The organism is Methanomassiliicoccus luminyensis B10 (assembly GCF_000308215.1).
In the GTDB taxonomy this organism is placed as follows: Archaea; Thermoplasmatota; Thermoplasmata; order Methanomassiliicoccales; family Methanomassiliicoccaceae; genus Methanomassiliicoccus; species Methanomassiliicoccus luminyensis.
The window spans coordinates 156058-168349 of sequence record NZ_CAJE01000013.1 but is presented as its reverse complement, the minus strand read 5'-3'; the positions used below and the strand labels follow the sequence as shown (position 1 = coordinate 168349).

Sequence of the window (12292 nt, the reverse complement as noted above, 5' to 3'; positions counted from 1 at the left end):
TAATGATGAGTTCCAACAACAAAGGGTTCGCGGCGTCCCTCGCGATGGGGGCGATATTCATAGTCCTGGGCATCCTGGAGATAGCCGCCGGTTGGATCAAGGAGGACTGGATGAACTGGCTCTCGGCCGGCGGGAACTTCGTGCTCGGCCTGGTGCTCATGGTGATAGGCGCGGTGTTCCTGTTCGCGGCCCGGGGGTTCAGGTCCGGCCGGGACGGCGACGCCTTCCTCATGGTGGGCTGCGGCCTCGCGCTGTTCATCGGGCTGGTGGCGCTGCTCACTCTTGCCGCCAACGCCTCTGAGGCGTACCTCCTGGGCAACGAGGACTTCGCGGAATGGTCCCCGGTCGATGACTTCAGCCCTACCATAGTGATGATGGTCCCTGCCCTGGCCCTGCTGTACCGCCAGCTGAAGGCCTTCTGGGCCGCCCCTGAGGCAAAGGCAGCGGAGGTGAAGCAATGATCAGGGAGACCCTGCAGGCCATGAGCAGCTCGACCTCCATCGAGGAAATGGCCAAGAAGCTCGGGGTCGGCCAGGAGGATGTGCGGCAGAGGCTGGGCCTTCTGGAAGAGAAAGGCCTGGTCCTGAAGGCCGGCGACCCCGCCGCGTGTGGTTGCCAGCCCGCCGCGTGCGCGGGCTGCCACTGCTCCGGCTGCTCGGCCCCCAGCGGTGCTTCCTACGTCATAACGGAGAAGGGAATGAAGATGCTGGGGCGGGCCTGACCCCGGCCCGGAAACCTCTTACTTTTTCTATTATTTCTTCATCAGGCCCAGCTCGTTGAGCTTGTCCGGAAGATACGTCTGAGTGACATAGTCCAGGCCGTATTTGGCCAGGGCCTGCTGTTCGGCCTTGCGGTTCAGTTTGAGCATCAGCTCGATCTCCTCCCTCCAGAAGGAGGTGTTGAACCGGGGGTCCTTCAGCTCCGCGTTCAGCGCTCTGGTGTCCATGTCGGTGAGCTTGTCGGTCGGCAGATCGTAGTTCACGATGTCCGAGGCGGTGATGCCTATGTACTCCGCCGAAGGCGTGGCAAGGTACTCGGACAGGTGAGCGGTCTTGATCGCGCCGTACGCCACGGAGGCATAGATGCGGAACGACCAGGGGTCGCCGTCGGTGAACACGATGACCGGCAGGTGCATCTCCTCGTTGAGGCGCTTGATGAACCGGCGGGTCGAGCGGGCAGGCTGGCCCTTCAGGTGCACCAGCAGGGCGTCGAACTCCTCGTCGAAGCCGTTCTCCACCAGACGGTCGAACATACCGCCGGTCTCGATGGCCACCACGAACTTCGCGCCGGTCCCCTTGATCTCTATCTTCTCCTTTTCCACGTTGTAGGGGATCCCATATCCTGAATCGCCGACGTCATCGCTGCAGTTGAGCCTCTTCTGCTTTCCCTTCCTGTCGGTCTCGACGATGTCAAGGTTGCCGATGATGCTGGCCCCGGACTCCTCGGGCCTCAGCTTGAAGTCCTCCCGAAGGCACTGGGTGACGATCTCCAGGTCCTCGGCGAGAAGGTTCGACTCGTCCTGGGAATGGAACTTGGCCTTGCCCCACCCCTCGGAGATGTAGTACGCTTCTCTCAAGGTGGAGGACTTGTTGTTCTCGATCATATCCTGGATAAGCTCGAGCATGTAGGAGGTGCGGAGCAGCATCATGGCGCCCTTGACCTTCTTGGCGGTCCTGGCGCCCTTCTCCCCGCCGTACTTCCAGACCTGGGTCTTGGGGTCGAACTTGATGTTCGACTTGGTCCTGAGAGGAAGGACCATCTTGGGCACCTTGCCCTGGTCGAGCTGGTCGTAGATGTCCTCGGATATGGAGTAGAGCCGCTTGACGGCCTCGGTGTTGCGCTGATTACTCTTCATTGAGTTCCTCTCCCTCCTCGTCGTAGTCCGGCTCCTCTTCCTCCTCTTCCTTGGCCTCGGGGACCGCCTCGGTCTCGGTGAAATTGACCCCTTGCAGGTCCCAGTCCCCGGGCAGGGGATCGGCGCCCATGACGTCCACTGGGTTGATCCCGGAGATGTACATCTCGGTCTCCTCGAACGCTTCCTGGTCCAGCCCATTGAGGTCGAAGGTGAGGTCGAGGATGCCGGTGGAGACGATCTTGGGCAGCTCCCAGGTGATCTTGTCGTCCTCCTTGATCTCGGAGGGCTTGATGGAGCAGGTGCCGAGGTCCAGCGCGCCCTTGGGCAGCACGGTGTGCAGCTTGAACTTCTGCTGCTTGGGGGTGTAGTTGTAAATGGACACCTTGACCTTGTGGCGCCCCTTCTCGTAGGTGACCGCGTCGTCGATCCACACCACGTTCATGATCTTGGTGATGGTGCCCCGCAGGTCCGGCACCGGCTTCCCCACGATCTGGGAGGTCTTCTCGGCGATGAGGGGGATGATGACCTGGACGATCTCGAACTTGGCCCTGGTCTTCCCCTTCCGCTCCTTCTTGTTGAGGTGCGTCCGCAGGCTCCGTCCGCAGGCCTTGAGGGCGAGCTCGATCTCCTCTTGTATTGATGGTATAGAGGAGATGGCCTCCTTGGCCTCGGAGGTGAACGGGATCTTGGTCGAGGCTACGTGCACCAGTATGATGGCCGGCCCGAACGGTATGCCGGAGCCCCCTCTCTGTTCCAGGCCGTACCTCCTCCAGTCGGTGCTCTCGATAGCCTTGGTGACCACGCAGGCCCCTTGCTGGTACAGCAGGGGCACGCGATTGGCGAACCGAAGTATCTGCACCTGCTGGTCCCCGGGGAGGTCGCCGCCGTACACGATGCCGACCTCGATCAGGAACGGGTTCCCGGAGTGCACCTTCGGCTCCCTGGTGACGGGGGGCGCATAGAACTCCGGCTTTAGATCCAGCAGAACATGCTTCAGCCCTTTCCGTATGAGGCTCTCGCCGATCGGAGAAAGGCAATCGACCTGGGGGGCCATGATCTTGACCTTGCCGATGCCCTCCAGCAGCTGCTTGGATGATTCCAGCGACAGGTTCGACGGCCGGGTGGTCTCGGGCATGGCTGCGGCCGCGCAGATCTCCTTGGCCACGCGCTCGGAGACGCGGTTGAAGTCGTTCTGCAGGAACTTGACCAGGCTCTTCTCCTTGGTGGATTTGATCATGTTCATCAAGGTGCCCAGCTCGATGCCGTCAGGATGTGGCTTGATCTCCTTGGTGGGCGGGGGCATCTGCTCGGTGGCCCGCTCGAACACGTACCTCTTCCCATCAGGGTCTATGAACGTGACGGTGGCGTGGGGGTTGACGATGGCGGTCTGCCGGAGGTACTCCAGCACGGACTGCTTTCCGGTAACGTACCTCCCGTTCATGTAGTACTCCACCCTGGTGCCGTGGGGCTTCTCGTCCCAGGGGGTGTAGGACTCTCTCAGAATTACCGGGGCGTTCTTCTTGGTGTCGATAATGATGTCGATCTCCTTGGCCGCCTCGGCCCCCTCCACCTTGGAGCGGGCGGTCGCGGCCTTTCCCGTAGTGATCTGGCCGAACATGATGGTGGCCGAGATCCCGATGCCCTGCTGCCCTCTGGATTGGCGGACGGCGTGGAACCGGGAGCCGTACAGCAGGCGCCCGAACACGTTGGGCATGGACGACGGGACTATACCGGGGCCGTTATCTTCGACGGTCACCCGGAACTCCTTCTGGTCCACCCGGTCGATCTTGACGACTATGTCGGGCAGGATCTGCGCCTCCTCGCAGGCGTCGAGGGCGTTATCCACCGCCTCCTTGACCCCCATGATGAGGCTCTTGATCGGGGAATCGAATCCCAGGATCTGGCGGTTCTTCTCGAAGAACTCGGAGACAGATATCTCCTTTTGGCTCTTGGCCAGCTTATTGGCTATGGCTGTTGAGGGCATCCCATTACCTCAAATTTGAATGAAGTTTAAAAGGGTTTAGGGGAGATGTCCGAAGAACGGCTCAGTCCTCGAACTTCTTCCCGCAGTTCGGGCATACTGTGTCCGACTCCTGGACGGTGGCGCCGCAGTCGGTGCAGTAATACTCATCCTCCTTGGCGGCCGCGGCAGGGGCTTCAGGCTCGTCGTCGAACCTTTCTCCGCACTGCGGGCAGGTCTTGGCATCGGCAGGCACCTCTGCCCGGCATTCCGAGCATATGAACTTCTCCTTGCTCTTCTGATCTCCGGCCGGCGGGAAGTTCATGTTCTTCTGCATCTCAATGGCCTTCTTCCTGGACCTATCGGCGAACCAGGTCAGGACCAGCAGCAGGTAGAACAGGATGCCCACCGTCATGAATGTGCTCAGGATGGTCCCCGTGATGATCTTCGTGTAGAAATCGCCGGAGGGCATGTCGATGGGCCCGACGGTCACGTCGGTCCTTATCCACTCGGTGCCGTTGAGCGCGCTGAAGTGGAATGCGTACATGGATTGCTCGGGCAGCTGGACCTCCAGGTAGAACTGACGGCCTCCCTCCACGTCCACGTACTGGGTCATGGTGTAATTGAAGTTCGGTGAGTTGATGTTCGTGTTCGTCCACCAATCGTTGATGGCGACCGAAACGTTGGTTATCGCCGGGTCGCTGACGGTGACAGTGTAATTGTGGGTCCTGCCGTCCACGTCGCTGAACGGAGTGACGCCGCCGTCGAACATGGATCGGTCGTCGGTACTCACCGTCGAGCCTTCGAACCCCTGGTAGTCGGAAGCGATCATCAGCCCGAACGGAATGGCGATGGCGACCATCAGCACCGCGCCGAAGACCGCCAGCTTCCTGCGGTCCTTCAGCCCGAAATAGTAGGGCAGATAGTAGGCGACCACTGCCACGAGCAAGTACCCGAAGCACAGGTTGGCCGAGTACATCAGCAGCACAGAACATACGATGAAAGTGAGCAGCAGCGCAAGGGGGAGAGCGTACTTCTTCTCCCGGAACCTGTTGAAGCGGCTCTTGAGGTCGTCAGGCGATGACATCATCGCTCGGCATGGCAATGCTGGCTTTAAATCTTGTGCCCTCGCTTTCGACCATGTCCGTCAGGCAGGAATGGCCTGCCCTGGCGGCGTCACTTGGCCTTTCGTTCCTTGGAGGAGGTCATTACGATCCTGATCCTCTTCCCGGCAGGCACCTCGATGATCGTCTCGTCCCTCAAGCTGCGCTCCGCTATCTCTTTCTCCTTGCGGACCTTCTTGTTCGCCTTGAGCATCTTCTCGTCCACCTCGTCGAGGAGCATGACGCTCAGCTTCCGCGGTTCTTCCGATGCGGCCAGTATAAGCTCTCCCAATTCATTCACCTGTTCGTTGATTTGTGAGGTCCGGACCGCCCCGCTGGGGCCGCATGTCTATGCTAAAGGACCTTCGCTCGACTTCCGTATCCTCTCACCCACGATAGTGTTTTCGATTGCGTTCCGCCGGTCCGGGCCATCGCCGGCGATAGTCTAAATATCCCCGCAGGAGAGATGGGGTTGAGGCCGAGGGAAAGATGACGACCATACTGGTGGCCGTGGGGGGCAATGCCATCCTGGGGAGGGGCCAGAAGGCCACTCTGGAGGACCAGATGGGGAACCTGAGGGCGACCTCGGCGCAGATCGCCCGGCTGGTCCGCGACGGGCATGAGGTGGTGCTGACCCACGGCAACGGGCCCCAGGTGGGGAGCATACTGCTCCAGAACGAGCTGGCCGCCCGGGAGGTCCCGCCCATGCCCCTGGACGCGTGCGTGGCGGAGTCCCAGGGCCTCATTGGCTACATGATGCAGCAGACCCTTACCGAAGCGCTGAGGTCGGAGGGCTGCCGGAACACCGTCACTTGCGTGCTCACCAGGGTGCTGGTCGACGAAGCGGACGAGGCGTTCAAGGCGCCGTCCAAGCCCATCGGTCCGTACTACCGCGAGGAGGAGGCCCGGACCCTGAGGGATGAAAAGGGTTGGGTCATGGTGGAGGACCGCGCCCGGGGCGGGTGGCGGCGCGTGGTCCCCTCGCCCCGGCCGGTGAGCATCGTGGAGGCGTCCGCGATCCATCGGCTGGTGTCCGGCGGGGACGAGGTCGTGATCGCCGCGGGCGGGGGCGGCGTTCCCGTGGTGGAAAGGGGCGGCAGGCTGGAGGGGGTGGAGGCGGTGGTGGACAAGGACCTCTCGGCGGCGTGCCTGGCGAGGAGCGCCCGGGCATCGCTGATGGTGTTCCTCACCGACGTGGAGCAGGTGTACCTGGACTACGGCACTGCGAGGCAGAGGCCGATATCCTCGATGACCGCGGACGAGGCGGAAAAGTACCTCCGGGAGGGCCAGTTCCCGCCCGGCACCATGGGGCCCAAGATCGAGGCGGCGGTGCGGTTCCTCCGTTCAGGCGGGAAAAGGGCGCTTATAGCTCAACCGCAATGTATACATAAGGCTTTGGCGAGTAAGGCGGGAACTCAGATACTTCCCAGGTGAACAAGTGGCCCTGACCATAGATGAGCAGATCAAGGCGATCGAGGACGAGATCCTTAAGACCCAGAAAAACAAGAAGACCGAGGGTCACATAGGTCTCCTCAAGGCCAAGATCGCCCGGCTGAAGATGGAGCAGGAGAAGCGCCGCGCCGCGTCGGGGGGCGGGGGCCAGGGATACTCGGTCAAGAAGTCCGGCAACGCCACCGTCGCGCTGGTGGGATTCCCGAGCGTCGGGAAGTCAACCCTTCTCAACAAGCTCACCGACGCCAAGAGCGACGTGGCCGCATACGCCTTCACCACCCTGGACGTCATCCCCGGCATCCTTTACCACAAGTACGCCAAGATCCAGATCCTGGACATGCCTGGTCTTATCCGCGACGCCTCCAAGGGCAAGGGGCGCGGCAGAGAGGTGCTGGCGGTGGTGCGCACCTCCGACCTGGTCATGTTCGTCATCGACGTGTACGAAACGAACATCGACGTGCTGGCCGCTGAGCTGTACAACACCGGCATCCGGCTGAACACCCGCCCTCCCAACGTGGTCATCACCAAGACGGACAAGGGCGGCATCGAGGTCAAGCCCACCGTCACGCTGACCAAGATCACCTCGGAGATGGCCGCCGACATGGTCGGCGCGTACGGGTACGTGAACGCGGAAGTGATCATCCGCGAGGACGTGGACGAGGAGCAGCTCATCGACGCCCTCACCGGGAACCGCGTGTATCTCAAGGCCATGGCGGTGGTCAACAAGATCGACCTGGCGGACGAAAAACTCGTCGCCAACGTCAAGAAGAAGCTGGCTGGCTGGAACCCCGTGTTCGTGTCCGCCAACAAGATGATGCACATCGACGATCTGAAGGAGGCGATCTACCGCAAGCTCGACTTCATCCACGTGTTCCTCAAACCCCAGGGGCAGGACGCTGACATGGATGAGCCGATGGTCATAATGAACGGCTCCACCGTCGGGGACCTCGCCGACCGCATCCACCGCGCCTTCAGGAAGAACTTCCGCTACGCCATCGTATGGGGGAAGAGCGCCAAGTTCCCCGGGCAGACCGTCGGGGTGGACCATGTGCTCATGGACGGGGATATCGTGACCGTGGTGGTCAAGAGGGGCGGGGAGTGAGCTCCCCAGCTTATTGCTGGACGCTCCTGGAACGGCATCGCAAATAGTTTTATAACGCGTTCCCAATGTGGCAGGGATGATCCAAAGGCCAAGGGGGACCCGGGACTTCGGCCCCGAGGAGATGGAGAAGAGGCGGTACCTGGAAGGCCTGATGCGCGCCGAGGCCGCGGTGTTCGGCTTTCGCGAGGTCGCGACCCCCATCTTCGAGCACACCGAGCTTTTCACCCTCAAGTCCGGACCGAACGTGGTGGAGGAGATCTACGCGTTCCAGGACAAGGGCGGAAGGGACATCTCGCTGCGTCCCGAGCTCACCGCTCCGGTGATGCGGTTCTTCGTGAACGACCTCTCCACCTCCCCCCGGCCGCTGAAGATGTTCTACTTCGGGCAGTGCTTCAGGTACGAGCGGCCGCAGTCCGGCCGGTACCGCGAGTTCTTCCAGTTCGGCGCCGAGCTCATCGGCAACCTCGGCCCCGAGTCGGACGCTGAAGTCATCGCCCTGGCAGCCTCCATAATGAAGCGCATCGGGATCAAGGAGTACAACATCCGCATCGGGCACATCGGAGTGCTCCGGGGAATGCTGGCCGAGGCCGGCGTAACCGCGGAGAACGCTCCCCCCATCCTGCAGAAGCTGGACAAGAAGGAGTACGATGAGGCCCGCCTCCGCATGGCCGGCGCCGGAATGGTCCCCGAGCAGATCGAGAGGGTCATTGAGATCACCCGAACGGTCGGTCCGATCGGTACGCTGGACAAGATCGGGGGCGACGCCAAGGCGCACCTGCAGGCCATCTTCCGCATCCTGGCCGACTATGGCATCACCAATGTCGAGGTCGACCTGGGGGTCGTCAGAGGGCTGGACTACTACACCGGCATGGTGTTCGAGATGGACGCGCCGTCCCTGGGAGCGGAGAAGCAGATCTGCGGCGGCGGCTCCTATTCTCTCACCGAGCTGTTCGGCGGGGAGAGGACATTCTCCACCGGTTTCGGCATAGGGTTCGACAGGACCCTTCTGGCTTTGGAGAAAGAAGGGTTCCAAGCCCCCGCCCACGCTGTTGACGCGTACGTCATACCGGTCACCGAGGCGGTGAAGGACCAAGCCTTCAGGATCGCCGGCCAGCTCCGCGGCGCGGGCGTCAGCGCCGAAGTGGACCTGATGGGCAGGAACATGTCCAAGAACTTCAAGTATGCCGCCGCCATCAACGCCAGGAATGCCGTCATCGTGGGCGAGAAGGAGCTGGCCTCCGGCTCGGTGGCGGTGAGGGACATGACCTCCGGGGAGCAGAAGATGGTAAAGCTGGAAGAACTGCTGCCGGAGATTGAACGGGCGAATAAGTGATGCCCGAGGCCGGAGCTTGGTGGGGATTCGGAGGAAAACTACTTAGGAGGAGAGTTGAGCCGCCGACCTCAGGCACTAATCCTGCCTAATTCTGTTCTTCTATATAAAGATGTGCTATTTTCTTGAACACGCCCCGTAGGATGGGGCGCGCCGCTCCGGCCCCCGCCAGGCCAGTCTATCTCTCCACGTCGAAATAGATGCGCATCAAGGTGTGGTACTCCACGATCTTGTTGCCTTCCACCTTGCAGTCCAGCTCCTTGACGGTCGCCCACCGTATGTTGCGCACGGTCTTGGCCGTTTCGTTCACCGCGTCCTGCGCGGCCTTGTCGAAGCTCTCGTTGGACACGCCCACTATTTCCAGTACCTTCTCGACCATCTCAACACCCGCCATATCAATGGCAGGCGGGGGTTCTTATTTGTTCGGGACGCCTCGCGGGGTGAGGGAGGACATGACGTCCAGCTCCTGGTTCAAAAGCGCGTCGGCCCGCGAGACCATCTTGTTCTCCCGCGGGACGTGGCGAAAGGTGGCCTTCCTGAACCCGGCCATGAGCCTCCTGACCTCCTCCAGCTTCGGCCTAAGGTTGGAGGCCTTGCAGGCATACTGGCCGTTGACATGCTTGACCACCAGCTCGGAGTCCATCACCATCTCCACCTCGTCGGCGCCCAGGACCTTCGCCTCGTTCAGCCCGGCGATGGCCCCGTTGTACTCGGCCTCGTTGTTGGTGATCTTGCCGGCGTACCTGGCGAACTCCTTGATGACCTTGCCGCTCTCGTCGGTCACGACGACGGCGAACGCGGAAGGGCCGGGATTGCCGCGGGCCCCTCCGTCGGTGTAGATGATGAGCTTCATTGGACCGCCTGGTCCCTCAATCTCAATGGTCTGTATAAAATGAACGCTCTCAATCCGACACGATGGACCGCCGGAGCTCTACGCACTGGTTCTTGTCGTTGACCAGTACTATCCTGGGCGCGATGGGCTTGTCGGAATACTCGAAGGCCATGATTATAATGCGATCGCCCTGCTTCACCAGCTTGGCCGCGGCGCCGTTGACGCATATGACTCCGGAGCCGCGCTTGCCTACCACGGTGTATGTTTCGAACCTGGCACCGTTGTCGACATCGGCTATCAGGACCTTCTCCCCTTCCCAGATGTCGGACTTTTCCAGGAGGTCCTGGTCGATGGTGATGCTCCCCACGTACTCGGGGTTGGCGTCGGTGATGACGGCGCGGTGGATCTTGCCGCGCAGCAGGCAACGCATGAATAGAGCATAGAGAGCTAGTTAAAAAATTTTGTTAATGCGGCATACGCGGTGTCGAAGCGCCTGGAGGGGGCATAGTGTTACGGGGGTATCGTAACTTGTTACGCCAATCTATTTATGCCGCTTACCATTTACACTCGTTCCGGTCCGCCGAACGGCCCCGGGACGGACAAGGGGATTTCAATGGCAAGAAGAGGACTGATAGCGATTTTTATCGTGGCCGTGCTGCTCGTGGCCAGCATGGCGGCGGCGTTTGCGCTCTTGGGCGGCAGCCCGGACGATGGCCCTGGCGGGGACGGCATATCGATCATAGATGACCGGGGCAAGAACGTGACCTTGGCTAAGGCTCCTGAAAGGATAGTCTCGCTGGGCTCCTCGTTCACTGAGATAATCTTTGACCTGGGCCGCATCGACGCTGTCGTGGCGGCGGATTATTCCAGCATGTGGCTGGCACCGTATGCCGCGAGCGGCATCATCAATCTAAACCAGGTAAGCAGCCTGAACGTGGAATCGATCCTCGCCCATGATCCGGACCTCGTAATAATCTGGAACTATAATATGTACCAGTCCTTCATCGGCAACATGGAGAAGGCCAACATAACTGTCCTGGCGTTTAACCCAACGAACGTCGACACCGTACTGAGCACCATCTCCCGCCTTGGCACGGCTATTGGGGAAGAGGCGAACGCCACTGCCTTAGTGAGCGGCATGCAGGAACGCATTGACACCATCACCGCGATGACGTCAACCCTTTCCGACTCGCAAAAGCCCCGGGTCTACCTCGAGCTCAAGACCATGGGAGGACGGGCTGCCGGTAGCGGCACAATATCCGATGAGCTAATGGTCATGGCTGGCGGGATCAATATATGTAACGACGTGTCCGGTACCTGGGACGTCCAGGAATCCATCATCAATGATAGGGACCCAGATATAATCGTCATCGAGAACGGCGGCAGGGCCACCGCCGACCTGGTCTCGTTTCTGTCGCCAAGCGTGACGGCCGTATCCAAGAACCAGATATATCGCATCGCCGATGGGACCATAACCACCAGCCCAAGCATGGTGGACGCCCTGGAGAACTTGGCGAAATGGTTCCACCCGGAGCTGTTCGATTGACCCCTTCAGCCGAGGCGGCCACAGGGCGGACCTAGGATACATTGGAGGAACGGACAACGTGACCACTAGCACGGAGGCACTAAACATCGCAGAGCTCCAGAGCACCAGGGCTCTAAAGTGGGCCATCACACTGGTCGGCCTGGTCCTAGTGCTAGCGGCCACCATCATGGTCTGCCTGGGGATAGGCGCGGTATCCATCCCGTTCCATGATGTCCTGGCGTCCCTGATCGGAGGGGCCTCCGACACGGACCGGTGGATCGTGGTCAATCTTCGATTGCCGCGCATCCTCTTGGCTTGCCTGGTGGGCGCCTCTCTCGCCGTGGCCGGGGCGACCATGCAGGGCTTGTTCAGGAACCCTATGGCCTCCCCGTCCGTCCTGGGCATATCATCCGGCGCAGCCTTCGGCGCGGCCCTGGCGATGGTGCTGGGCATATCGTGGATCGGGGGCTCTTTCGCCATCCCCGCGATGGCCTTTGTGTTCTCTTTCGTCACGCTGTTCCTGGTCTACTCCATCTCCCGCACCCGCAATGGGTACGTTCCGGTGGAGACCCTACTCCTGGCCGGCATCGCCGTCGGATCGCTGTTCAGCGCCCTGGTATCGGCGATGCAGTACTTCGCCGGGGAGCAGCTATCGGGAGTGGTGTTCTGGCTCATGGGCGGGCTCAACAATGCCACCTGGGACCAGGTACTGGTGTCCCTTCCCGCTATAATCTTGGGCTGCTCGGTGATGATGGTGCTGTCTCGCGACCTCAACGCCATGATGGTCGGCGAGGAGCAGGCCGGGAACCTGGGCATCAATGTCAACCAGGTGCGTATCGTCCTGCTTCTGGCAGCGTCCTTGGTCACCGCCATGGCCGTTTCCGTGTCCGGGGTCATCGGTTTCGTCGGCCTAATCATCCCGCACGTGATACGCACCCTGGTGGGGCCGGACCACCGCATCCTGCTGCCCTGCTCCATAGTGGGCGGGGCGCTGTTCCTGGTCCTGACCGACACCCTGGCCCGGATTATCATCGCGCCCGCGGAGCTGCCGGTGGGCATCATCACCTCCCTGCTGGGCGCGCCGTTCTTCATTTACCTGTTGATGACCCGCAAGCGGACCATGGGGTGGTAAG

At 61.2% G+C, this 12292-nt stretch carries 14 protein-coding genes; 7 read left to right on the top strand and 7 right to left on the bottom strand.

Annotation, left to right across the window (positions count from 1 at the left end; all coding sequences use genetic code 11):
• Positions 1-5: 5 nt before the first annotated feature.
• Together WYS_RS14725 and WYS_RS07715 are read left to right on the top strand one after the other, a co-directional pair.
• Entirely contained in the window at positions 6-461 is a 456-nt protein-coding gene (locus tag WYS_RS14725; protein WP_147654353.1) for a hypothetical protein, read from the top strand.
• Positions 458-721 carry a hypothetical protein gene (locus tag WYS_RS07715; protein WP_019177593.1) on the top strand — a complete coding sequence of 88 codons (264 nt, stop codon included), beginning with the start codon at positions 458-460 and terminating at the stop codon, positions 719-721. Before WYS_RS14725 ends, WYS_RS07715 begins: the two co-directional genes overlap by 4 nt.
• A 30-nt stretch (positions 722-751) precedes the next feature.
• On the opposite strand, the gene WYS_RS07710 is transcribed toward WYS_RS07715, so the two are convergent.
• The 4 genes from WYS_RS07710 to WYS_RS07695 all read right to left on the bottom strand — a co-directional run bounded on the left by WYS_RS07710 (position 752) and on the right by WYS_RS07695 (position 5210).
• A complete protein-coding gene (locus tag WYS_RS07710) occupies positions 752-1855 on the bottom strand; it encodes a DNA topoisomerase IV subunit A (protein WP_019177592.1) in 1104 nt (367 codons plus the stop codon).
• Positions 1845-3839, bottom strand: coding sequence for a DNA topoisomerase VI subunit B (locus WYS_RS07705; protein WP_019177591.1), 1995 nt, complete (start codon positions 3837-3839; stop codon positions 1845-1847). Before WYS_RS07705 ends, WYS_RS07710 begins: the two co-directional genes overlap by 11 nt.
• Before the next feature lie 61 nt (positions 3840-3900).
• Complete coding sequence (locus WYS_RS07700) at positions 3901-4902, bottom strand: zinc ribbon domain-containing protein (protein WP_187120186.1); 1002 nt, start codon at positions 4900-4902, stop codon at positions 3901-3903.
• Positions 4903-4991: 89 nt separating this feature from the next.
• Positions 4992-5210: a hypothetical protein gene (locus WYS_RS07695; RefSeq protein WP_019177589.1), complete on the bottom strand. Its 219-nt coding sequence runs from the start codon at positions 5208-5210 to the stop codon at positions 4992-4994.
• Positions 5211-5407: 197 nt separating this feature from the next.
• Here WYS_RS07695 and arcC point away from each other — a divergent pair, with 197 nt between their 5' ends.
• The 3 genes from arcC to hisS all read left to right on the top strand — a co-directional run bounded on the left by arcC (position 5408) and on the right by hisS (position 8805).
• Positions 5408-6352, top strand: coding sequence for a carbamate kinase (gene arcC, locus WYS_RS07690; protein ID WP_019177588.1), 945 nt, complete (start codon positions 5408-5410; stop codon positions 6350-6352).
• Positions 6353-6356: 4 nt separating this feature from the next.
• Positions 6357-7472 (top strand): OBG GTPase family GTP-binding protein, encoded by a 1116-nt coding sequence (locus WYS_RS07685; RefSeq protein WP_019177587.1) that lies wholly within the window; start codon positions 6357-6359, stop codon positions 7470-7472.
• A 76-nt stretch (positions 7473-7548) separates the two neighbouring features.
• Entirely contained in the window at positions 7549-8805 is a 1257-nt protein-coding gene (gene hisS / locus WYS_RS07680; protein WP_019177586.1) for a histidine--tRNA ligase, read from the top strand.
• 175 nt (positions 8806-8980) lie between these two features.
• Here hisS and WYS_RS07675 read toward each other — a convergent pair whose 3' ends face one another.
• From WYS_RS07675 to panD, 3 genes are read right to left on the bottom strand one after another with little or no spacing between them, the layout of a single operon-like run.
• A complete protein-coding gene (locus WYS_RS07675; RefSeq protein ID WP_019177585.1) occupies positions 8981-9181 on the bottom strand; it encodes a dodecin family protein in 201 nt (66 codons plus the stop codon).
• A gap of 36 nt (positions 9182-9217) precedes the next feature.
• Positions 9218-9655: a ribonuclease HI family protein gene (locus WYS_RS07670; protein ID WP_019177584.1), complete on the bottom strand. Its 438-nt coding sequence runs from the start codon at positions 9653-9655 to the stop codon at positions 9218-9220.
• 49 nt (positions 9656-9704) lie between these two features.
• Complete coding sequence (panD, locus tag WYS_RS07665; protein WP_019177583.1) at positions 9705-10064, bottom strand: aspartate 1-decarboxylase; 360 nt, start codon at positions 10062-10064, stop codon at positions 9705-9707.
• A gap of 183 nt (positions 10065-10247) precedes the next feature.
• Here panD and WYS_RS07660 point away from each other — a divergent pair, with 183 nt between their 5' ends.
• Entirely contained in the window at positions 10248-11180 is a 933-nt protein-coding gene (locus WYS_RS07660) for an ABC transporter substrate-binding protein (RefSeq protein WP_162137717.1), read from the top strand.
• Between the two features lie 58 nt (positions 11181-11238).
• A complete protein-coding gene (locus WYS_RS07655) occupies positions 11239-12291 on the top strand; it encodes a FecCD family ABC transporter permease (RefSeq protein WP_019177581.1) in 1053 nt (350 codons plus the stop codon).
• Position 12292: the final 1 nt, after the last annotated feature.

Coding starts and splice junctions, on each gene's coding strand:
- panD (WP_019177583.1), bottom strand. CDS start 10,064: ATGCGTTGCCTGCTGCGCGGCAAGATCCACCGCGCCGTCATCACCGAC.
- hisS (WP_019177586.1), top strand. CDS start 7,549: ATGATCCAAAGGCCAAGGGGGACCCGGGACTTCGGCCCCGAGGAGATG.
- WYS_RS07670 (WP_019177584.1), bottom strand. CDS start 9,655: ATGAAGCTCATCATCTACACCGACGGAGGGGCCCGCGGCAATCCCGGC.
- WYS_RS07675 (WP_019177585.1), bottom strand. CDS start 9,181: ATGGTCGAGAAGGTACTGGAAATAGTGGGCGTGTCCAACGAGAGCTTC.
- arcC (WP_019177588.1), top strand. CDS start 5,408: ATGACGACCATACTGGTGGCCGTGGGGGGCAATGCCATCCTGGGGAGG.
- WYS_RS07700 (WP_187120186.1), bottom strand. CDS start 4,902: ATGTCATCGCCTGACGACCTCAAGAGCCGCTTCAACAGGTTCCGGGAG.
- WYS_RS07705 (WP_019177591.1), bottom strand. CDS start 3,839: ATGCCCTCAACAGCCATAGCCAATAAGCTGGCCAAGAGCCAAAAGGAG.
- WYS_RS07660 (WP_162137717.1), top strand. CDS start 10,248: ATGGCAAGAAGAGGACTGATAGCGATTTTTATCGTGGCCGTGCTGCTC.
- WYS_RS07710 (WP_019177592.1), bottom strand. CDS start 1,855: ATGAAGAGTAATCAGCGCAACACCGAGGCCGTCAAGCGGCTCTACTCC.
- WYS_RS14725 (WP_147654353.1), top strand. CDS start 6: ATGAGTTCCAACAACAAAGGGTTCGCGGCGTCCCTCGCGATGGGGGCG.
- WYS_RS07715 (WP_019177593.1), top strand. CDS start 458: ATGATCAGGGAGACCCTGCAGGCCATGAGCAGCTCGACCTCCATCGAG.